Source organism: Tsukamurella strandjordii (assembly GCF_039525985.1).
GTDB classification, from domain to species: domain Bacteria; phylum Actinomycetota; class Actinomycetes; order Mycobacteriales; family Mycobacteriaceae; genus Tsukamurella; species Tsukamurella strandjordii.
In genome coordinates, this window is sequence record NZ_BAAAII010000012.1 from 34,569 (window position 1) to 54,019 (window position 19,451).

Genomic DNA, 19,451 nt, shown 5'->3' on the forward strand with positions numbered 1-19,451 from the left:
GTGGAGGCTATGAAACTGGACGGTGCCACGGTGCGTGCCGCCTCGACCGAGGACCTGCCCTTCCTCGTCGAGAACGATCAGATCGCCCGCCGCTCGGTGCTGGTGGAGGCGATCGCCGCTGGTCGTGTGATCGTGGCGGTGTACGACGACCGGCCGATCGGGTGGCTGCGGTGGAGCGTTTTTCGTGATGTGTACCCCTTCATCGACGTGGTCGAGGTGCTCGGACCGTTCCGGAGACGGGGCATCGGCCGCCTCCTGATGGAGGCGTGGACCGCGGAGCCCGCCCGCGCGAGATGTGCCGGCGTGATGGCATGTGCAGACCCGGAATCGACCGGGTACCGGTTCCTCTGGGCGCTCGGGTGGCAGGACTGCGGCGCTCTGGTTCTTCCGACTCCCGCTGTGACGATCCTCCGCAGGTCCCTCACCGGCCCGACCGAGCCGTGGGACGAATCGGTGGCGCCACCCGTGGTGCGCACCGAGTTCCGGTCACGGTGGGGTGAGCTCCCCGGGGGCGGGGAGTGGGCGGACGACGTGCTGGCGATGCTCGTCGGCGAGCGGATGTACTCCGTGGAGTTCGTCGTCAACGACTACGTGCAGATGCGCTTCGACGGCCCGCGCTCCGATCCCGGGCCGGCGGTCCTCAACTGCGAGGTGTGGCCGGCGATCGAATACCGCGGACGAACCTGGCGGGAACCGGATCTCGGGTACGCGGATGCGGTGCGAGGCCTCACCCCGGGCACCGTCACGGGCACCTCCGTACGACCGCGCGAGGGCCTGCGCATCGAACTCGACACCGGCGCCGTGCTGATCAACCCCGCGGCCGACGAGGTCTATGTCGAGATCGCCCAGCTCACCGGTGCAGAGGGTGGCAACAGTGCGTGGTGGTTGCCCGGAGATCTCGGATTCGAGCACCTCGCTCAGGCGGACGACGCCTGACGCGTCAGCACTTCACGACGTTGCCGAAGCCCCGGTCGGAGACCTTCGTGCCGTAGTAGCCGTCGCACTTGATGATGTTGTCGCGACCGGTCACCACGATGTTCTTGATCGGGTAGCTGGTGGTGATCACGTTGCCGTCGCCGGACACCATCAGCAGGTCGCAATGCGCGACCACCGTGAGGGTGTTGCGGCTGCCGCTCACGGACACACCGTCGCTCATGCAGTGCACGGTCTGGGTGATGCCGCTGCCGAAGACGTCTCCGGGGCCGGCGGCGGCGATGCCAGCGGGCGCGAGTGCGGCGCCGAGAGCGGTGGCTGCGGCGATGGTGAGAATGCGGTTCTTCATGATCTGTCTCCCCCGAGTCGAAAGTATGCAGTCCGAAATGTACCGTCTCGCGGTCGGCGGCTAGCGTGGAGCTATGAAACCCGGAGACAAGGCCCCCGATTTCGAGCTTCCCGATCAGCTCGGCCATCCGCGCAAGCTCAGCGACCTGCTGGCCGACGGCCCGGTGGCGCTGTTCTTCTACCCGGCGGCGTTCACGCCCGGCTGCACCAAGGAGGCCTGCCACTTCCGTGACCTGGCCACCGAGTTCGCCGAGGCCGGTGTGCAGCGCGTCGGTATCAGCCGCGACGCGGTCGAGAAGCAGCAGGACTGGGCGGCCAAGCACGAGCTCGGCTACCCGCTTCTTTCCGATGTCGACGGTGCGGTGGCCTCGGCCTACGGCGTCCGCCGCGACGGCCTGCTCAAGCTGGCCGGTATGCCCACCAAGCGCACCACCTTCGCCATCCGCGCCGACGGCACCATCGCCGACGTGATCGCCTCCGAGGTGAACATGCAGGCCCACGCGGATCGCGCGCTGTCCGCACTGCGCAGCTGACGGTGCGCCCTGAGCTCGCCGCCTTCCTGACCGCTCTCGGGGAGGCGGGGCTCGCACCGTCGCGCCCGGTCCCCGAGCCCGAGGGCGAGGAGTACGGCGCGCACACCGTCGAGGCCGGCGGTATTACCGTCGCCTTCCGGATCGGGAAGACCACCCCGACCAAGGTCGGGCAGTTCGTCACCGCATGGCGACGATCCGCGGCGGGCCCGATCCGGCCCCTCGACGCCGCCGATGGCGTGGCCTTCCTTGTGATCGCCAGCCACCAGGACGACCGCGGCGGATACTTCGCCTTTCCGCGCGACGTGCTGGTCAGCCGGGGTGTCTTCGCCGACGGTGGGCGCGGCGGCAAGCGTGGGTTCCGCATCTACCCGCCCTGGGTCGAGCCCCCGGCGGGGCAGGCGACTCGCACGCGGTCCTGGCAGGTCGAGCATTTCCTCGAGGCCTCCGCCGACGGTGCGCTCGACCCCGCTCGGATCGCCTCGGTGTTCGCGGTCTCTGCTCACGGCTGATCGGCACTGGCACAGTCGCGCCGCGGTGTGGACACTGGAATGACAGAGCAATCGAACCAGGGAGTCCACATGGCAGGGAACGAGAATCCGTTCGGATTCGGATCGGGCGAGTTCGACGACATCGCTCGGGAGGCCCGCGACATGCTGGGCCGGATCGTCGGCGGCGCGACCGGCGGGCGCGACGTCTTCTCGGGCTTGTTCGACGAGGCCGGGCGCCGCACGCGCCGCGAACCGGAGACGGCGGGGGAGGCGGGAGACGGCGTGTGGGCCATCATCGCCACCGCTGACGACGGTGCGGCCCGCGTCGAGCAGGTCTTCAAGACCGAGATCGAGGCGCTGCGCGCACATCAGCACAACACCGATGCCACGCGGAAGGTGCGCTTCCTGCCCTACGGCATCGCGGTCACCGCGCTCGAGGACTGATCTCAGAAGCGGTGGTAGCCGCCGTCGATCACCAGGTGGTCGCCGTTGTGATAGCTGCTGGCTCGCGACAGGAGATAGACCGCGATACCGGCGAAGTCCTCCGGTTTCCCGAAGCGCCGCAGGGGAATCCGCGACGATACCGCTGAGGCCAGCCGATCGTCGCCGAGCGACGGGGCGGTCATCTCCGTCTCGATCCAGCCGGGAACGATCGCGTTCGCCGTCACCCCGTACCGGGCGTACTCCACGGAGAGGGCGTGGATCACTGAATCCACGGCGCCCTTGGTGGCGGCGTAGTCCTCGCCGCGCGCCATGCCCGAGATCGACGCGAGGCTGCTGGTGGCCACGAGTCGGCCGAACGCATCACCCTGCTGCGCCCGCTCGCGCATGTGTGCCGCGGCGGTCTGCAAGCAGAAGATCGTGCCCTTGATGTTGGTGCCGAAGACCTCGTCGAACTGCTCCTCGGCGATGTCGTGGAAGCTGCGCGGTGCGGCGGCGCGGGCGGCGTTCGCGAACATCGCGTCGACTCGGCCGAATCGCGTGACGACACCGTCGAAGGCCTTGATGACCTGCGCTTTATCGGAGACATCGCAGGCGAGCACCTCGACGCGATCGCCGTGGTGGGCGAGCCGCTGCGCGGCGGCCGCGTTCTTCGCGGACGAGCGTCCCCAGATCGAGACGGCGGCGCCTGCGTCCAGGAGCCCCTCGGCCATGCCGAGTCCGATGCCTCCGTTGCCGCCGGTGATCACCGCGGTGCGGCCGGTGAGGTCGAACAGGTCGCGGGTCATCGTGCCTCCAGGGTCAGCGGTCGCCGTGCTCGACGAGCCAATCGAGCAGCGGTGCGGTCTCGCGCCAGTGCTTGCGGATCTGGGCGACGAGCTTCGGTGATCCGATGATGTCGCCGAATCCGTAGTCGCGCATCGCGGACAGCGACTTGTGCCGCAACAGCTCGATCCGCGGGTGATCGACGTCCCAGCCCCGCGGCGCGGTCTTGACGGTGTCGCCGCCGATCTCCCAGCCCTTGCGGCGGAGCGTGGCGATGATCTGTTCCAGTTCGGGGCCGTATCGGTCATGGTCGATGGCCTTGCGGAAAGCGGCGAGCCGGGTGGGGCTCGCGTCGTAGAAGCCGGCGCCCACGCGGACCCCGGGCGCACCGATCTGCACGTAGTAGCCCGTCGCGGGACCGACGCCGACGAACGCGCCCTGATGCGTCTTGTAGGGCGTCTTGTCCTTGGAGAATCGCACATCGCGGTAGGGGCGGAAGATCTTGGCGGTACCGAACTCGTCGGCCAGCTCGTCGGTCAGCGCCGCCATCGGCTCGGCGACCGCCGACCGGTAGATCTCCTTGTGCGCCTCCCAGAACACCTTGGAGTTATCGGCCTCGAGGTCGTCGTAGAAGTCCAGCGCCGCCTCGGGGAATCCGGTGAAGCTCATGCCGCGACACTACCGCCAGGCGGGCGACGCAGACGGCGCGCGGTCGAGAGAATTGCGCATCGCGATCTACATATGAAGAATAAGAAAGATGAGTGGTGGGGAAGTGTCTTCCGGCGGGCCTCGGCCGATGGTGGTGCGGCTCGGCTTCCGTCCCGCCGGCATCGCGCTCGTGCTCCTCTTCGGCCTCACCGGGGTCCTCATGCTGTCGACCGCCGCGCTCGTGATGTCGGAAGGCGTGGATTCTGTCAGCGCCGTGGTGCTGTTCGTCTTCGCCGCGATCGCCGGAATCGCGATGTCCGGTCTCACCGTCTTGATTCTGGTGGGCATGTACTCCGGGCGCGAGGTGGCCGTTCTCTCCAGTGAGGGCGTCAGCTTCAGTCGGGTCGAGGACCCGGCCCTCCGGCGGTGGCGGTGGTCCGAGGTCACGTCGGTGGGTCACACGATCGAGGCGGCCGGCGCGTATCAACAGGCCGTCGTCTACACCTTCGGTCTGCCGCCCGGGCGACGCTCCCGTGCGATGATGTATTCGGTTGCGTCGGCAACGGTCTCGGATCGCTTCTGGTTCCGCGACTACCAGATTGCGGCGATCCGGATCACGCCCTTCCACAGCCCGTCGCCGCGGGCCGTGGGACGCTACATCTACTCGGTCGCGCCGGACAAGGGGCTCGAACTGATCCCTCCGCGACACCGCCCGAAGAACTACCCGTGGCGGGATATCAGTGGCGACGCCGGCGCCTGATGCCGGACAATCGGCCCGTGATCGAGCTGCGTGAGACATCCGGCCCCGACGAGTACCCGCGGCTCGTCCGGATCTGGCGCAGCTCCGTCGACGCCACGCACCACTTCCTCGCCTCCGCGGACCGCGACGAGATCGAAGGCAACCTCGCGGACTCGTACTTCCCGCAGGTGCGGCTCACCGTCGCCGACCTCGACGGCCGCCCGGTCGGTTTCGCCGGCACGGCGGACCGCGAACTGGTGATGCTGTTCGTGGACGCCGATGCGCGCGGTCGGGGAATCGGCGGCGCCCTGCTCGACCACGTGGTCGCCGAGCAGGGGGTGCGCACCGTTGACGTCAACGAGCAGAACGAGCAGGCGGTCGGCTTCTACGCCCGCAAGGGTTTCACGGTCGCCGGGCGCAGCGCGACCGACGGCGAGGGCCGCCCGTATCCGCTCCTGCACCTGGCCCTCGCGGGCTAGCCGTCCCGCGACGTCCGGGCGACGATGGCGGCCGCCCGTCGGAGGGTGGCCGCATCGTCGGGGGAGAGTGGCGCGAGGAGTCGCCCCTCCGCATCGCGCACAGCCTTGCCGACCTGGTCCAAGGTGGCCAATCCGGCCTTCGTCGGGACCACGCGCCGGGCCCGCCGGTCGGTCGGCGACGGTTCGCGGGTCACCAGTCCCGCCGCGACCAGATCGTCGACCACGTAGGGCATCACCGACTTGTCGATCATCAGATAGTCGGCGAGTGCCAACTGTGTGGGCAGGTCGTACGTCGCCGCCGCGTACAGCGTCTGGTAGCCGCGCATTCCCCGCGGCAGGCGGTCCAGGATCGGCGCCACCTCGTCGGCGTAGGCCTTGGTGAGCACCCCGATCGACCAGCCGAAGTCGCAGGTCTCGTCATGTTCCTCCACCCGCCCAGCGTAGCAACGCTCCACATATCAGTTGTAGAACAACTGATATGTGTTACGGTTGAATTGTTGGACAAACCGTAAGGAGTGGAACATGAGCAACATCCTGGTCGTCACCACCAGCGTCCCGTCGTACCGCGTGAGCGGCCGCCGTACCGGCCTCTGGCTGGGCGAACTGACCCACTTCGTCGACGCGGTCGAGGCCGCGGGGCACACCACCACCATCGCCAGCATCGACGGCGGCTTCGTTCCCATCGACCCCGAATCCCTCAGTCACGAGGTGCTGGCCCAGGGCGGCACGCGCGCCCGCTACGACGACCCCGAGTTCATGGCACGGATCGCGAACACGGTCTCGCTCAAGGACGTCGACGCGGCCGACTTCGACGCGATCTACCTCACCGGCGGGCACGGCGTGATGTTCGACTTCCCCACGGACGAGCGACTCGCCGCGCTGCTGCGCGAGTTCGACGCCGCGGGCAAGATCGTCTCCGCGGTCTGTCACGGCACGGCCGGCCTGCTCGGCGCCACGAAGGCCGACGGTGCCCCGCTCATCGCGGGCCGGCGCATCTCGGGCTTCTCCTGGAACGAGGAGGTGCTCGCGGGGCTCGACCCCATCGTCCCGTTCAACCTCGAGGAGCGGATCGCGGAGCGCGGCGCCACCTACGTGGAGGCCGACGAGGCCTGGGCTCCGTTCTCGGTGACTGACGGCACCATCGTGACCGGGCAGAACCCCGCCAGCGCGCACCCGGTCGCCGAGGGCGTCCTCGCCCTGCTCGCGAACCGCTAGCGCGGACCTGTCGATTCCTCCGCGCGTCGATCGTCATCACTGTGCCCCACCCTGGGGCACAGTGGACACCAGGAGGAATCATGCATTACGCGCTGCTGCTCAACAACGCCGAACCGGCCGACGGTGACGTTCCCACCGAGGTCCTGCTGCAGATGCAGCGGGCCATGGCCGATTACACCGCCGCTCTCGAATCGGCCGGGGTCTTCGTGGGCGCCGAGATCATGGAGCCGGTGGCCCGCACGGTCACCGTGACCCGCCGCGACGGGGACCTGCGGATCGAGAACGGCCCGTTCGCCGATACCCGAGAGGTGCTCGCGGGTGTCTTCATCATCGATGTGCCCGACCAGGACGCCGCGATCGCGTGGGCGCAGCAGCACCCCGCCACCCAGTACGCGGTGATCGAGGTGCGCCGGGTCGCCGCCGCGTGTGACAGCGGTGTCTGGGACGCCGCGGCCTGCACGGACTGATGGACGCCGACCCGCAGGTGCGGGCGGAGCACGCCGCCCGCACCTCGTACGGTCGGCTGCTGTCGCTGCTCGCGGCCCGCACCCACGACCTCGCCGCCGCGGAGGACGCGCTCGCCGACGCCTTCGAGCGCGCCCTCACGCGGTGGCCGTTCGACGGTGTGCCCGACGATCCCGATGCGTGGCTGCTCACCGTGGCGCGCAACCGTCAGCGGGATCGATGGAAGTCGGCCGCGGTGCAGGCCACGGTCCCGCTCGACGACGTGCACGACGGTCCGGCGCTGCAGGATCAGCCCGATCGCCGGTTCGAGCTGCTCCTGGTGTGCGCGCATCCCGGGGTGGCCGACGCCGCGGTACCGCTCATGCTGAACACGGTGCTGGGGTTCACCGCCGAACAGGTCGGTCGCGCCTTCCTCATCCCCACCGCCACCATGGCCGCCCGGCTCACCCGCGCCAAGAAGCGGATCCAGCGCGATCGCATCCCCTTCGAGGTCCCCGGCGAGAACGAGATCGACACCCGGATCGAGGCCGTGCTCGAAGGCGTGTACGGCGCCTACAGCATCGAATGGCCCTCACCGCCGCGCGAACGTCATGCGCTGCTCCTCGGCCTCGCCGAGACGATCACCGACGCCGCTCCCACGATCGCGGAGGCCCACGGCCTGGCGGCCACGCTCTACCTGAGCAGTGCGCGGCTGCCCGCACGCCTGTCTGAGCACGGCGACTTCGTCCCACTCCCACAGCAGGATCCACGCCGCTGGGACCGCGATCTCATCGGTATCGGGCACCGGCATCTCCGTGCGGCGCACGCGCTGGGCATCGTCGGCCGCTTCCAACTGGAGGCCGCGATCGGCGCCGTGCACTGCGCCCGGCCGGCGGGCGGAAAACCCGATTGGCGCACCCTGCACGGGCTCTACCGATCGCTGCAGGCGCTCGCCCCCACGCGGGGCGGCGGCGTCGCGCTCGCCGCCGTCACCGCCGAACTGGACGGCGCCGCCGCGGGCCTGGCCGCCCTCGACGCCCTGCCCGACACCGAGCGCCTCCACACCGCGTGGGCCCTGCGCGCCCATCTCTTGAGCCGCCTCGGCGACCCCGAAGCGAAATCCGCGTACGACAAGGCGATCTCGTTGACCACCGATCCGGCTGAGCGCGCGTACCTCGAATCCCGACGCGCGAGCCTCCCGGGAGGCTTCCCGCAGTCCGACGGGAGTCGATAGGGTCGGGCCATGGCCGACAGCGATGGGATCAGGGTGGGCGACCCCGAGCGGCAACGCGCCGTTGAACTGCTGGGCGAGTCGATGGCCACCGGCTATCTCACGGTGGACGAGTTCGACCAGCGCGCGCACGCCGCGTACCGAGCGGCGACCCGCGGAGAACTCCGCGAACTGGTCGCGGACCTCCCCGTCGGCGATCGCCTGTTCCCTCCGGCGCTGCCGGATCCCACCGTGGACCGCCCGCCGGAGGTGCTCGAAATCGACTGGGACACCGTGGTGCGCGGGGGAGTGTGGACGGTGCCCGCCCGCCTGCGGATCACCGGCTCGACCGGCACCGCCAAGCTCGATTTCCGCACCGCGGACTTCCCCTACGGCGGCGTGGAGATCGACGTCCAGGTCACCTGGAGCACCCTGAAACTGCGCCTGGGCCCCACGATGCGGGTCGAACGGTCCGGCCTCGCGACATCGGGATGGAGCTCGGTGAAGGACAAGGCGGGTGAACCGGCGGCGCCCGGCGGCCCGACGATCGTGCTGCGCGGCTCCGCGACATCGGGAAGCTCGGTGGTACTGCGCCGCTGATCCGCGATCGGAACTAGGGTGGGGGTCGCGCACCTCGATCAAGGAGCTTCCATGTCGGACGTCTGGCCCATGGTTCACGCCGAACGGCGGGCACTCATCGAATTCCTCGGTGGTGTCGAGGAATCCCGCTGGGACACCCCGTCGCTGTGCCCCGGGTGGACGGTGCGCGATGTGACGGCGCACCAGATCTCCACCGCCAAGACCACCCGGCTCGGCTTCCTGCGGGGCATGCTCGCCGCCCGGTTCGATTTCGACCGCGACAACCAGAACGGCGTCGATCGCGAGCGCGGTTCCGCGGCCGACATGCTGGCCGCCTTCCGCGCCGTCGTCGATGCGACGGCCACGCCGCCGGCGCCGCTCGACACCCGGCTCGTGGAGTCGATCGTGCACGGCGAGGACATCCGCCGTCCGCTCGGTGCGGTGGGCGAGTACCCGCTGTGGGCCGTCGTCCGCGCGCTCGAACTGCAGGCCCGCACCAGCACGTCCATGGGCGGGGCCAAACAGCACGTGGCCGGCCTGCGGATCAACGCCGACGACGCCGATGTTACCCTCGGTGACGGACCCGAGGTGACGGGGCCCGCCCTGGCTCTGCTGCTCGCCGTGAGCGGGCGCACCGTCGCCCTCGGTGACCTGGCGGGACCGGGCCTGGCGGAACTGACGAGCCGGCTCGGGGCCTGACTCAGGCGGCGTCCTCGCTCCGGCCGGCACGCCGGGCGATCACCGCGGCGGCCGTGCGGGCGGCCTCCTCGCGGGCCTCGTGCTTCTCGTGGTGCCGGGACTCGCCGTCGTAGAGCAGCACCAGTTCGGAATCCTCGGCGCCCATGTAGCCGGCGAGGCCGTCCACCAGCTGCGCCTGCATACCGTCCAGGTATCCGTGCTCGCGATAGGTGGCCGCGTCGGTGGCGCCGACCCCGAAGAAGTACAGGCGTTTCGGTGCGGCGAGCTCCACCTCGGGCCCTCGATCGTTGTACGCCCAGCCACGCGTGAACACCCGGTCGATCCAGCCCTTGAGGGCGCCCGGCAGGGTCCACCAGTAGACGGGGAAGACGATCGCGAGCGCGTCGTACTGCTCCAGTCGGAGCTGCTGTGCGCGCACCTCCTCCGGGAGCGGGGAATCGCCGTCGCGGTACGCGGCGAGATCGTCGATCCGGAACGTGGCGTCGAATCCGTCGGCGACGATGTCGTACTGATCCGCCACGGCGAAGCCGCCGTCGCGGAATCCCTCCGCGACGGCGCGCGCGGTGGCGGCGGTCGCGGACTGCGGGTCGGGGTGGGCGGTCACGATGAGACCGCGGAACTGATCGTGTGTATCGGTCATACTGGAGAGCATGAACGCTGACACCAGTGTCATAGTCAAGCCCGAGCTCCAGATGCGGGATCTGTGCGCCCGCACCGGTGCCACGCCGCGCATGATCAGGCACTACGAGGCCACCGGCATCCTCGCCCCCGATCGCGGGGCGAACGGATACCGCGTCTTCACGGAGGACGATGTCCGCACCGTGAGTGATGCGCGCTGCCTGATCGAGGCGGGCCTCTCGGCCGCGGAGACGGCCGATCTCGTGGGCATCGTCTGCGGGGAGGCGCCGGCCACCCCGGAGGAGGTCGAGTCCGCGCTCGCCCGGATCAAGGACCGGCGGACGGTGCTCGATGCCCGCATCCGCGAGCTGAACGCCGCCCGGCGCAAGCTCGACGAGCTGCGCGACTACGTGGTGGACAACCGCTAGGCCTGCTCGCCGGTGGTCACCGGCTCGATCGGGCCCGCCCCACTGCACCCGCGGGAATCAGCCGGAGAACAGCTGCAGCGCCGCCTTGCCCGCGTAGAACAGCCCGTACGCCAGCGGCACCGTGACCAGCGTCCAGGTCGCGATGATCGCAGGCCGGTACCGGCCCGCCGACGAGGTCTCGGTCACGAGCTCGTTCGCTGCGCCCCGGACATCGGAATCGACGGCGTCGGTGACCGCGCCGGCCTCGTGCCACTTACCGTCGACCGGACGGATCAGCAGATTCGCGACGAAGCCGATCGCCAGTACGGCCGTCATGATCAGCAGCGCCGGCCGGTAGTCGGCGGCGCGGAGATCGCCCGGCGTGCCCTGGGCGTCCAGGACGCCGTTGACGATGAGCGGCCCCAGGACGCCGGCCGTCGACCACGCGGTGAGGAGGCGGCCGTGGATGGCGCCCACCTGGAAGGTGCCGAACAGGTCACGCAGGTAGGCGGGTGCCGTCGCGAAGCCGCCGCCGTAGAACGAGATGATCACCGCGCAGAACAACACGAACAGCGCGGTCGACGACGAGCCGATCGCCGACAGTCCCAGGTACAGCAGGATTCCCACGCCGAGGTACACCATGTAGGTGCGTTTGCGACCCAGGTAGTCCGAGGTGGTCGACCAGCCGAACCGCCCCGCCATGTTCGCCACCGAGAGCAGTCCCACGAAGCCCGCCGCCACCGTGGCCGTCACGGTCGAGATCCCGTTCCCGCCGCGGAAGAAGTCCTGGATCATGTCGGCCGCCTGCTCCAGGATGCCGATGCCCGCGGTCACGTTGCACAGCAACACCACCCACAGCAGCCAGAACTGCGGTGTCTTGATCGCGTTCGCCGCGGAGACCTGCCCGGAGGTCACCATCGCGGTCGACGGTGCCGTGGCCGGGTCGAATCCCGCCGGATGCCAGCCCGGCGCGGGAACGCGCACCGTGAACACCCCCAGCATCATCACCACGAAGTAGGCGATGCCCAACGTGATGAACAGTTTCACCACCGCCGACCCCCCGGCCTCGGTGCCGCCGTACAGGGACAGCAGCTGCTTCGACAGCGGTGCGGCCACCATCGCGCCACCGCCGAAGCCCATGATCGCCATGCCGGTGGCGAGGCCGGGGCGGTCCGGGAACCACTTGATCAGCGTGGACACGGGGGAGATGTACCCGAGACCCAGGCCGATGCCGCCGACCACGCCGTAGCCGAAGTACACCAGCCACAGCTGCTTGGTGGCGATCCCCGCCGCGGCGATGAGGAATCCCGCCGACCAGCAACACGCGGAGGTGAACATCGTGCGGCGCGGGCCCACCCGGTCGACCCAGGTGCCGAACAGCGCGGCCGACACCCCGAGCATCACGATCGCCACCGAGAAGATCACGCCGATCGCCGTGAGGCTGGAGTCGAAGTGTTTGACCAGTGCGTCCTTGTACACGCTGGTGGCGTACGCCTGTCCGATGCACAGGTGGATGGCGAGCGCGGCGGGTGGGATGAGCCAGCGGCTGTAGCCGGGCGGTGCCACCGAGTGCGCGCGGTCGAGGAACGAGAGTGCGGGCATGTGGGTCCTCCGTCGGAAGCGAGCCTCCCAGTCATACCGTGCGGCGGGCGGATCAGGGGCCGGGTCACGCGATCTTCGTGTACCCCCGGGCCGCCGGCGGCAGGGATGTGCGGGCGCTGATCACCTTGCGACGGATCGTGAACTCCGCCCGCCTCGGTGACCCCGAGGTGGCGCTCGGCGAGGCCTGACCCACACTGTTCACCTCGGTGGTGCGCACGCGGGGACCGAACCCCGGAACGTGCCGGGCGAACGGAGAAGGCCATGATCGGTCGGCAGCGGGCACGGTCGGCCGTGCACGGTTCGGTACTCGCGCTGGTGGTCGCGGCGAGCATCACGATCGGCGTCGGACCGGTGCACGCGGCCCCGTCGCACTACTGCGGCACCAGTGCCCTGAGCCCGGCGGAGAACGCCCGGATCGCGGCGCGGTCGGATCTGCGCGGGATGCCCACCGCCCCCACCTTCGCCACGCTGGACGATCTCACCGCCCGGCAACGTGAGATCGCGAACATCCTCGCCGCGCACCGTGACTGGCGCGGCCTGTTCGGTGTCGGCATGGACGGGGTGATCGAGGACGCGGTGGTCCCCGTCCAGCGGCACGAGGCCGGTCTCGATGATCCGCGGTACGCGAAGGCGTTGTCGATCGACCTGGTGAGCCGGTACCTGCGTGCGGTGCACGCGCAGTGGACGGGTGCGCCCGTCCCGTCGTGGTGGGCCAACTACTTCCGGCTCGCCGGCCGCTGTGAACTCCCGCCGGCCCGGGTGGCCATGGCGGGCTACAACGCGCACATCACCGTCGACCTCGCTTACACGGTGGCGGCCACCCGGAGCACGGCCCGCAACGCCCTCGACTTCTATCGCATCGTCGATTCGATCGCCAAGAACGGCAACGTGATCCCGGAGCGCAGCAAGCGGATCTACACGCCGATCTGTGGGGGCTGTGGACCTTCTACTTCTTCGGCCAGGGTCTCGACCGGCTGGTCGGGGCGGGAGTCGCGTCGAACCTGATGCTGCGCGCCGCCGATGACGGCTACAACACCATCACCTTCGCCAACGGTCTGGCGCTGCAGGACCTCGCCGTTCGTCCCGCCGCGGAGGGCGCGGTCCAGGCACTGTGGCAGACCGGTGAGATCGCCTTCGACGTCCTCTCCGGACTCGGCGGCCTCGGCGCGCCGGTACCGTCGCCCGGAACCGCCGCTCCCGTCGGTCAGGAACGCGCCCGCCGCACGGCTCGGTAGCCCGCGTAGAGCACCAGGATCAGCGCGAGCCAGGGCACCAGCGCGCCGCCGGCGGTCACCAGCCACCCGCCCGCCGCGGTCAGCGCGTTCCAGCCGTCCTGGAGTCCGCCGACGAACCCGCCGCGGTGCTCCGGCTTCTCGGCGTCGATCGACACCGTGAGCGTCGAGAGCGAGACCTGCTCGCCGAGCGCGTTCCGTCGCGACTGCAGGCTCTCCAGCTCCCGCTGCCGGGTGGTCAGCGCCCCCTCGGCCTGGATCACCTTGTCGGAGGTGTCGGCCTGGGCGAGGATCGCGGTCAGTCGGTCCACGGACAGTTGGGTGGCGCGGATCCGGGCATCGAGGTCGACCACCGTCGAGGTCACGTCCTCGTGCTTGAGCTGCACCGAATCCACCTCGCCCAGAGTGGACATCGTGGCCACCGTGTCGTTGACCCGGTCGCTGGGCAGGCGCACCGTGAGAAGCGCGGACTTGTCGTCGCCGGTGCCGGACTCGCTGCGGTCATCGATCCGGCCGCCCGCCTTCTCGACCGCCGCCACCAGCTCCTTCGCGGCGCGCGCGGGATCGGCGGCCGTCAGGTTCACCGAGCCGGTGGTGACCACCTGCCGGTTCGTGGCCCCCGGATCGGGTGCATCGGTCGGCAGGGGAGGCTGGGCCGCGGTACCGGGGACCGGCGCGGCGCCCTTCGGGGCCGCGGGCTCGCCGCCGATCACCGGGGCGGATCCCTGCACCGTCGTCCCCGGGCTCAGGAAGCTCTGCTCCGGAGCGGCGTTCGAGGAGTCTCCTACCGTGAACAGGCCCGCGAGAACGCCTCCCGCCACGCCGACCACGGCGATGGTGGCCGCTGCGGACAGGGCCAGGGTCCGCGTGCGCCGGGCGTTGCGGCGGGCGGCGATGTCGTCGCGCACCTCGCCCATGACCGTGCGGCGCATCGCCGCGATCCGGTCGTCGGTGAGGACGTCGTCGGGGGTGATCGGCTCGGTCATGACTGCTCCCTCAGGGTGCTCAGGTCGGCGCGCAGGCGGCCGCGCAGCCGGGAAACGCGATTGCGGACCGCGGCATGGGTCACGCCCAGCTCGCGGGCCGCACTGTCGTAGGTCTGTTCGCCCTCCACGCAGAGGTGGTAGAGGCGTTGGTCGATGGGGGAGAGCGCCGCGACGGCGCTCGCGATGCGTTCGCGGACCTCTCGCGCCAGAACCTCGTCCTCGGGGGACGCGGTCGCTGCGGCGGCGGGCTCCTCACCCTCGATGGGCGCGGATCGCAGCCGGGTGGCGGTCAGCTTCCTGCTCGCATTGAGCGCGGTGTACCGGGCGGTGGCCAGCAGCCAGGGCAGGACGGACGCGTCCACCAGGTGGACCTCGTCGATCCGCCGCCACAGCGTGAGGAAGGTGTCCTGTGCTGTCTCCTGCGCGGCCTCGGCATCCCGCAGCACGCCGTAGGCCTGCCAGTACACCGGCCGCACGTGTCTGTCGTAGATCGCCGCGAAGGCGTCGGCCTGTCCCGCTGCGGCGCGGGTGAGCAGGCCTCTGTCGTCTGTCTGCTCGTTGCTCATCGTGGACGTCACACCCGGTCTATGTCGAGGGCGGGTCCCATCGTCTCACTCCGAGTCGAAGGCGCAGGTCAGAAGGATAGGCGCACCGTCGGGCCGGCGACGGTGACCGTGACCGCGGTCAGATCGTCGACCTGCACGTCGGGCGCGAAATCGGCCGAGCGCGGTCCCACGCCCACCACCCGCATCCCGGCGGCTTTGGCGGCCGCGATCCCGGCCTCGGAATCCTCGAAGACCACGCAGTCCGCGGGCGCGACGCCGAGCAGCGCGGCGCCCTTGAGGAAGCCCTCCGGGTCCGGCTTGCTCGCCCGCACGTCCTCGGCGGTCACGCGGACCGCGGGCATGGGCAGTCCGGCGGCGCCCATCCGGGCGGTGGCGAGCGCGGTGTCGGCGGAGGTCACCAGGGCGTGCGGCGCCGCGGCGATCGCGGCCAGGAACTCCGGGGCGCCGGCGATCGGCACGATGCCCTCGGTATCGGCCGTCTCCTGGGCGAGCAGCGCGCGGTTCTCCGCGAGGTTCACCTCCACCGGCCGGTCGGGTAGGAGCGCAGCCATCGTCGCGTGCCCCTGCCGGCCGTGCGCCACGGCGAGCACCTCCTGCGGATCGAGCCCGTGATCGAGCGCCCAGCGGCTCCAGCAGCGCTCCACGACGGCGTGCGAATCGACCAGGGTGCCGTCCATGTCCAGTAGCAGCGCGCGGGCGGTGAGCAATCTGTCCTCCTGAGTAGTGGTCTACGCCACTCTACGGGGCTGTGGCGGCGCCCGAGCGGGATTCCCGACATCCACGGCGGGCGCGAAATATGGCGTGGCGCACAGTGTTCCCGATCACAATTAAGGGCATGGCTTAATGATTGGCCCCGCGCGGTGCGGATCGGTCTACTGGTGGCATGAGCGAATTCCGTCACCACCACAACCTCGCGGTCGATCCCATGACCGCGTCCGTCTACGCCCGTCTCGCGGACCTGCACGACGAGGCCTCGCGTCCCGCCGGTGCGCCCCGTCCCGAGGGGTTCCTCGTGGGCCTGCGCACCCTCGCCCAGCGCTTCGTGGCCACCCAGCCCGAGTACGTGGGCCCCGCGTACCTGCGCGCCTGAGTCCGCCGTCAGGCGCGGTGCCCCCGCGCCAGCCGCTCCCCTTCCGGTGAGCGCCGGTACAGCACCTCCCTGCCGCTCCGGGCCCGGTCGATCAGCCCGTTCTCGTAGAGCACCCGCAGGCTCTGGGACACCGCGGGCGGAGTCACCTCCAACCGCCGCGCCAGCTCGCTGACCGACACCGCCTCGTCGAGTGCATGCAGCACATCGGCTTTCGCGCCGCCGATCAGCCGGCGCAGCGCGCCGGGCGGCACCGTGCGCATCGACTCAGTCAAGGTCGCGCTGCCCCGCGCCGGGTAGCCCACGTGCGGGGCCGCCGAGGCGGGGGAGTGGGCGCTCACCAGCCGCGTGACGAAGACGCTGGGGATCAGCGTGAGTCCGCGCCCGGCGGCCGGATACTCGCCGGCACTGCGGGCGTAGGCCAGATCCAGTCGCAGCACCCCATCGCGGTCCCAGCTCAGGTGCGGCGTCAACGAGGTGAACAGCTGCGTGGGGCCGCCGAGGGCGAGCTCCCGGCCGCGGAAGGTGATGTCCGCCTCCAGGATCCGGTTCACCGCGGGCCAGATCGGTGCGATGGTCACCCGGTGGTACCGATCGAGGGCCTCGGCTATCCGGGTGCCGGCATCGTCCGCGTCGAGCAGGCGGGCCAGCGTCGCCGAGGGCCGCTGCCCCTCGCGCAGCTCGTCCAGTTGCTCGTGGATCACCGCGGGATCGGTGGCCGCCACCGCCGCGAGACCGTCCTGTAGGGAGGGCCGCGCGATTCCCGCGTCGGGCATCGGGGTGAGGAAGTCCGGTATCGCGTTTCCCGAGGGCGCGATGAGCGCGCTGATCAACCGGTGGTCGTACAGATCGCGCTGCGCGCGGGCGTTGTCGTGCCACCGGCGCAGGTGCGGGGCGCCGGCACGCTCCTGATCCAGGTGGAACAGGCTGAACGCCGTCTCGTTCAGTGGCGCCAGTACGAAGCGCACGTCCGACAGGTCGCGGACATCGAGAACGTACGTGAGCATGAGCCGAAGGTAGGCCGCGCGGCGCGCTCGCGCCCGGTGATCGGCCGATACCGATTCAGTTGCGGGTGACCGCGTACTGGATCAGGTCGGGCCGGGTGATCAGGCGGCCGGTGGCGATCCTGCCGCCCCACCACCAGCCCAGGGCGCCGAGCACCGCGGCCAGCGCGATGCCCGTCCACCGGAGCGGGGCCGGGAGCAGGGCGGCCAGCAGCGCGCACGGCACCGCCGTGACCGCGAGGATCCCGATGGAGCCCAGCGACCAGCCGATGGCCGCGCCGCCCGCGGAGTTCCGGGTCGAGAAGGACATCATCTTCTTCGCGTCCGGCACCGGATAGGGGGCGCTCGCCGAGCCGGCGATCATCAGTCCGGCCCCCACGCCGAGCATCGCCACCGTCACCGCGATCGGTACCTCGACCCGATCCCACGGATCGTCGCCGAAGGCGCGCACCACCACGGCGGCCACCACGGCGATGGGCAGCGTCACCAGGGCCCAGGCGATCTGCCGGCCCCGCACGTCCGCCGAGGCGGCGGACGGCACCATCGCCAGATGCCAGAAGGTCTTGCCGTCGAGGCCGTACAGGTTCATCGCGCCCATCGTGGCCATCATCAGCACGAAGTATGCGCCCCACCGCGCGTTGAACGGGAAATCCGGGAGGAACAGCGGCATCACGGCGCTCATCGCGCCGAAGGCCAGCGTGGGGAGCAGCTGGTACAGCCGGCGCACGTCGCCCCGCCAGGCCGCCAGCTCGCGCGCCACCACCGCACCGCGGGGAGTGGCCCGCCAGCCCTGGCGCAGGTAGCCGCTGCGGCTGCGGGCAGAGCGCTCCGAGGTCGACGGTGCCACCCGGCCGTCGAACAGCCGGGCCACCAGGGCCTGCCAGGCCAGGAGCAGCAGGCCCGACAGCGCGGCGAGTCCGATCAGCGCGCCGATCGCGATCGACCACTGGCCCTCCGCCGCGCGTTCGACGGCCGCGATGCCCCAGGCGAACGGGATCGCGTAGGCGCCGCGCGGGCCCCCGGCGTCGAAGGTCTCCCCGAGGCGCTGGTTGAGGACGAACTGCCCGGCGTACAGCACGCAGAAGACGAGGACGAAGGCGAGCATCGCGAGCTCGCGCCCGCGGCGCGAGCGGATGGCCTGGGACAGCCCGAGGGAGATCACCCGGGACAGCGCCACGAACAGCAGCGCGGTGAGGGGGACCGCGGGGATCGCCACCAGCAGTGTGACCGGTGCGCGGCCCGCCGCGTAGCCGAGGATGAGGCAGCACGCGAGAACCGTGACGGGAACCGGGATCCCGATCAGCGAGGACAGGAACAGCGCCCGCGCGAAGGGGCGCGGCCGCAGGGGCAGCAGGGTGAACTGCCGCGGCTGCAGGCCGCTGTCGGAGAAGCCCGACAGCGCGGGCAGGTACGCCCACATCGCGCCGATCCCGGCGAGCACCACCGCCATCCACGCTCCGCCGGCCGGATCGCCGCTGATGCCGATGGCGACGGAGCCGACCACCAGAGCGATCGCGACGAGGGCCGCGAAGACGCCGGCGAGGATGTTCAGGGCCAATCGGCCGCCGCTGGAACGGCGCTTGTACAGCGTCCACTGCATCTGTGCGACGGTGCGGTTGAGGCTGGGCGCCGCGGGGGCCGTGGCGCCGGGACCCGGTGCCGTCACGACTGCATCCACGACAGGCCCCCGGTGTGGGCGGCGCCGCCGACGAGGCGGACGAAGGCCTCGTCCAGCGTGCCACCGGCCCGCACCTGATCGACGGTGCCCGCGGCCACCACCCGGCCGGCGTTGATGACGCCCACGTGGGTGCACAGCTCCGAGACCGTGGCCATCACGTGGCTGGAGAGGATCACGGTGCCGCCGCCGCGGACGAAGTCGATGAGGATGGCGCGGATCGAGGTGCTGGAGACGGGGTCGACGGCTTCGAAGGGTTCGTCGAGGACGAGCAGCCGCGGCCCGTGCAGCAGAGCCGCCGCGAGTCCGATCTTCTTGGTCATGCCCGCCGAGTAGTCCGCGATCACCGTGCCGCCGGCATCGGCGAGCCCGAGCACCGAGAGCAGTTCGTCGCGGCGCTGCGCGATCACCTGCTCGGGCATGCCGCGCAGCCGCCCGAGGTAGGTGAGCAGCTCCGGGCCGGTGAACTGGTCCGGGAGTGCCAGCCCATCGGGGAGCACCCCGATGAGCGGCTTCGCGGTGAGCGGATCGCCCCACACGTCCACGCCGAAGACGAGGCAGCGTCCCCGCCCGGGACGCAGCAGCCCCACCGCCATCGACAGTGAGGTGGTCTTCCCCGCGCCGTTCGGGCCCACGAGCCCGAACATCGATCCCTGCGGCACCCACAGGGACACCCCCGACACCGCCTCCTTGCTCCCGAAAGCGAGATGGAGGTCCTCCAGGAGCAGGGCGGGCGGCGCGGGGGTGGTCATG

At 70.7% G+C, this 19,451-nt stretch carries 28 protein-coding genes; 16 read left to right on the plus strand and 12 right to left on the minus strand.

All coding sequences use genetic code 11. The features are described 5' to 3' along the window. The first annotated feature begins 9 nt into the window (after positions 1-9). Positions 10-936: a GNAT family N-acetyltransferase gene (locus ABD108_RS19130; protein WP_343931109.1), complete on the plus strand. Its 927-nt coding sequence runs from the start codon at positions 10-12 to the stop codon at positions 934-936. 4 nt (positions 937-940) lie between these two features. Here ABD108_RS19130 and ABD108_RS19135 read toward each other — a convergent pair whose 3' ends face one another. Then, positions 941-1,282: a DUF3060 domain-containing protein gene (locus ABD108_RS19135; protein ID WP_220658226.1), complete on the minus strand. Its 342-nt coding sequence runs from the start codon at positions 1,280-1,282 to the stop codon at positions 941-943. A gap of 73 nt (positions 1,283-1,355) precedes the next feature. Between ABD108_RS19135 and ABD108_RS19140 the strand changes: the two genes are divergently transcribed. The 3 genes from ABD108_RS19140 to ABD108_RS19150 all read left to right on the plus strand — a co-directional run bounded on the left by ABD108_RS19140 (position 1,356) and on the right by ABD108_RS19150 (position 2,746). Next, the gene (locus ABD108_RS19140) at positions 1,356-1,814 is read left to right on the plus strand and encodes a peroxiredoxin (protein ID WP_220658227.1); all 459 of its coding nucleotides are present in this window, start codon (positions 1,356-1,358) and stop codon (positions 1,812-1,814) included. Positions 1,815-1,816: 2 nt separating this feature from the next. Then, entirely contained in the window at positions 1,817-2,323 is a 507-nt protein-coding gene (locus ABD108_RS19145; protein ID WP_255585689.1) for a MepB family protein, read from the plus strand. Between the two features lie 69 nt (positions 2,324-2,392). Continuing rightward, a complete protein-coding gene (locus ABD108_RS19150; RefSeq protein ID WP_220658228.1) occupies positions 2,393-2,746 on the plus strand; it encodes a hypothetical protein in 354 nt (117 codons plus the stop codon). Positions 2,747-2,748: 2 nt separating this feature from the next. On the opposite strand, the gene ABD108_RS19155 is transcribed toward ABD108_RS19150, so the two are convergent. Then, positions 2,749-3,531 (minus strand): SDR family NAD(P)-dependent oxidoreductase, encoded by a 783-nt coding sequence (locus ABD108_RS19155; RefSeq protein WP_220658229.1) that lies wholly within the window; start codon positions 3,529-3,531, stop codon positions 2,749-2,751. Positions 3,532-3,544: 13 nt separating this feature from the next. After that, on the minus strand, positions 3,545-4,177 hold the full coding sequence (locus ABD108_RS19160; RefSeq protein ID WP_220658230.1) for a DUF2461 domain-containing protein: 633 nt from the start codon (positions 4,175-4,177) through the stop codon (positions 3,545-3,547). Between the two features lie 88 nt (positions 4,178-4,265). Between ABD108_RS19160 and ABD108_RS19165 the strand changes: the two genes are divergently transcribed. Continuing rightward, positions 4,266-4,916, plus strand: a complete 651-nt coding sequence (locus tag ABD108_RS19165; RefSeq protein ID WP_220658231.1) for a hypothetical protein — start codon at positions 4,266-4,268, stop codon at positions 4,914-4,916. A gap of 17 nt (positions 4,917-4,933) precedes the next feature. After that, positions 4,934-5,374, plus strand: a complete 441-nt coding sequence (locus tag ABD108_RS19170; protein WP_255585690.1) for an acetyltransferase — start codon at positions 4,934-4,936, stop codon at positions 5,372-5,374. On the opposite strand, the gene ABD108_RS19175 is transcribed toward ABD108_RS19170, so the two are convergent. After that, on the minus strand, positions 5,371-5,805 hold the full coding sequence (locus tag ABD108_RS19175; protein WP_220658233.1) for a MarR family winged helix-turn-helix transcriptional regulator: 435 nt from the start codon (positions 5,803-5,805) through the stop codon (positions 5,371-5,373). The two genes, ABD108_RS19170 and ABD108_RS19175, sit on opposite strands and share 4 nt — an antisense overlap. A 91-nt stretch (positions 5,806-5,896) precedes the next feature. Between ABD108_RS19175 and ABD108_RS19180 the strand changes: the two genes are divergently transcribed. From ABD108_RS19180 to ABD108_RS19200, 5 genes are all read left to right on the plus strand, one after another. Then, a complete protein-coding gene (locus ABD108_RS19180) occupies positions 5,897-6,589 on the plus strand; it encodes a type 1 glutamine amidotransferase domain-containing protein (protein WP_220658234.1) in 693 nt (230 codons plus the stop codon). 80 nt (positions 6,590-6,669) lie between these two features. After that, positions 6,670-7,056: a YciI family protein gene (locus ABD108_RS19185; protein ID WP_220658235.1), complete on the plus strand. Its 387-nt coding sequence runs from the start codon at positions 6,670-6,672 to the stop codon at positions 7,054-7,056. Further along, positions 7,056-8,267 carry an RNA polymerase sigma factor gene (locus ABD108_RS19190; RefSeq protein WP_343931110.1) on the plus strand — a complete coding sequence of 404 codons (1,212 nt, stop codon included), beginning with the start codon at positions 7,056-7,058 and terminating at the stop codon, positions 8,265-8,267. Before ABD108_RS19185 ends, ABD108_RS19190 begins: the two co-directional genes overlap by 1 nt. Positions 8,268-8,276: 9 nt before the next feature. After that, entirely contained in the window at positions 8,277-8,843 is a 567-nt protein-coding gene (locus ABD108_RS19195; protein ID WP_343931111.1) for a DUF1707 SHOCT-like domain-containing protein, read from the plus strand. A gap of 51 nt (positions 8,844-8,894) precedes the next feature. Further along, positions 8,895-9,521, plus strand: a complete 627-nt coding sequence (locus ABD108_RS19200; RefSeq protein WP_220658238.1) for a maleylpyruvate isomerase family mycothiol-dependent enzyme — start codon at positions 8,895-8,897, stop codon at positions 9,519-9,521. A gap of 1 nt (position 9,522) precedes the next feature. On the opposite strand, the gene ABD108_RS19205 is transcribed toward ABD108_RS19200, so the two are convergent. After that, positions 9,523-10,161 carry an NAD(P)H-dependent oxidoreductase gene (locus ABD108_RS19205; RefSeq protein WP_343931112.1) on the minus strand — a complete coding sequence of 213 codons (639 nt, stop codon included), beginning with the start codon at positions 10,159-10,161 and terminating at the stop codon, positions 9,523-9,525. Positions 10,162-10,171: 10 nt separating this feature from the next. Between ABD108_RS19205 and ABD108_RS19210 the strand changes: the two genes are divergently transcribed. Next, the gene (locus tag ABD108_RS19210) at positions 10,172-10,567 is read left to right on the plus strand and encodes a MerR family transcriptional regulator (protein ID WP_220658240.1); all 396 of its coding nucleotides are present in this window, start codon (positions 10,172-10,174) and stop codon (positions 10,565-10,567) included. Positions 10,568-10,624: 57 nt separating this feature from the next. On the opposite strand, the gene ABD108_RS19215 is transcribed toward ABD108_RS19210, so the two are convergent. Next, on the minus strand, positions 10,625-12,148 hold the full coding sequence (locus tag ABD108_RS19215; RefSeq protein WP_343931113.1) for an OFA family MFS transporter: 1,524 nt from the start codon (positions 12,146-12,148) through the stop codon (positions 10,625-10,627). A 38-nt stretch (positions 12,149-12,186) separates the two neighbouring features. On the opposite strand from ABD108_RS19215, the gene ABD108_RS19220 reads away from it, so the two are divergent. The 3 genes from ABD108_RS19220 (at position 12,187) to ABD108_RS19230 (ending at position 13,383) form a co-directional block, all read left to right on the plus strand. Beyond that, the gene (locus tag ABD108_RS19220; protein ID WP_343931114.1) at positions 12,187-12,336 is read left to right on the plus strand and encodes a hypothetical protein; all 150 of its coding nucleotides are present in this window, start codon (positions 12,187-12,189) and stop codon (positions 12,334-12,336) included. 73 nt (positions 12,337-12,409) lie between these two features. Beyond that, entirely contained in the window at positions 12,410-13,153 is a 744-nt protein-coding gene (locus ABD108_RS19225) for a DUF5995 family protein (protein WP_343931115.1), read from the plus strand. Further along, on the plus strand, positions 13,153-13,383 hold the full coding sequence (locus tag ABD108_RS19230) for a hypothetical protein (RefSeq protein ID WP_343931116.1): 231 nt from the start codon (positions 13,153-13,155) through the stop codon (positions 13,381-13,383). The genes ABD108_RS19225 and ABD108_RS19230 overlap by 1 nt, the downstream gene beginning before the upstream one ends. Here ABD108_RS19230 and ABD108_RS19235 read toward each other — a convergent pair. The 3 genes from ABD108_RS19235 to ABD108_RS19245 form a co-directional block, all read right to left on the minus strand. Further along, on the minus strand, positions 13,353-14,366 hold the full coding sequence (locus tag ABD108_RS19235; protein WP_220658243.1) for a DUF4349 domain-containing protein: 1,014 nt from the start codon (positions 14,364-14,366) through the stop codon (positions 13,353-13,355). The genes ABD108_RS19230 and ABD108_RS19235 overlap by 31 nt on opposite strands. Further along, the gene (locus ABD108_RS19240) at positions 14,363-14,932 is read right to left on the minus strand and encodes an RNA polymerase sigma factor (RefSeq protein ID WP_220658244.1); all 570 of its coding nucleotides are present in this window, start codon (positions 14,930-14,932) and stop codon (positions 14,363-14,365) included. The genes ABD108_RS19235 and ABD108_RS19240 overlap by 4 nt, the downstream gene beginning before the upstream one ends. A 68-nt stretch (positions 14,933-15,000) precedes the next feature. Then, on the minus strand, positions 15,001-15,639 hold the full coding sequence (locus tag ABD108_RS19245; RefSeq protein ID WP_220658245.1) for an HAD-IA family hydrolase: 639 nt from the start codon (positions 15,637-15,639) through the stop codon (positions 15,001-15,003). Positions 15,640-15,815: 176 nt separating this feature from the next. Between ABD108_RS19245 and ABD108_RS19250 the strand changes: the two genes are divergently transcribed. Next, the gene (locus tag ABD108_RS19250) at positions 15,816-16,022 is read left to right on the plus strand and encodes a hypothetical protein (RefSeq protein ID WP_220658246.1); all 207 of its coding nucleotides are present in this window, start codon (positions 15,816-15,818) and stop codon (positions 16,020-16,022) included. Positions 16,023-16,030: 8 nt separating this feature from the next. On the opposite strand, the gene ABD108_RS19255 is transcribed toward ABD108_RS19250, so the two are convergent. From ABD108_RS19255 to ABD108_RS19265, 3 genes are read right to left on the minus strand one after another with little or no spacing between them, the layout of a single operon-like run. Then, positions 16,031-17,026, minus strand: a complete 996-nt coding sequence (locus ABD108_RS19255) for an ArsR/SmtB family transcription factor (RefSeq protein ID WP_220658247.1) — start codon at positions 17,024-17,026, stop codon at positions 16,031-16,033. A 55-nt stretch (positions 17,027-17,081) separates the two neighbouring features. After that, complete coding sequence (locus ABD108_RS19260; RefSeq protein ID WP_343931117.1) at positions 17,082-18,689, minus strand: ABC transporter permease; 1,608 nt, start codon at positions 18,687-18,689, stop codon at positions 17,082-17,084. Further along, positions 18,686-19,450 carry an ABC transporter ATP-binding protein gene (locus ABD108_RS19265; protein WP_305112756.1) on the minus strand — a complete coding sequence of 255 codons (765 nt, stop codon included), beginning with the start codon at positions 19,448-19,450 and terminating at the stop codon, positions 18,686-18,688. Before ABD108_RS19265 ends, ABD108_RS19260 begins: the two co-directional genes overlap by 4 nt. Position 19,451: the final 1 nt, after the last annotated feature.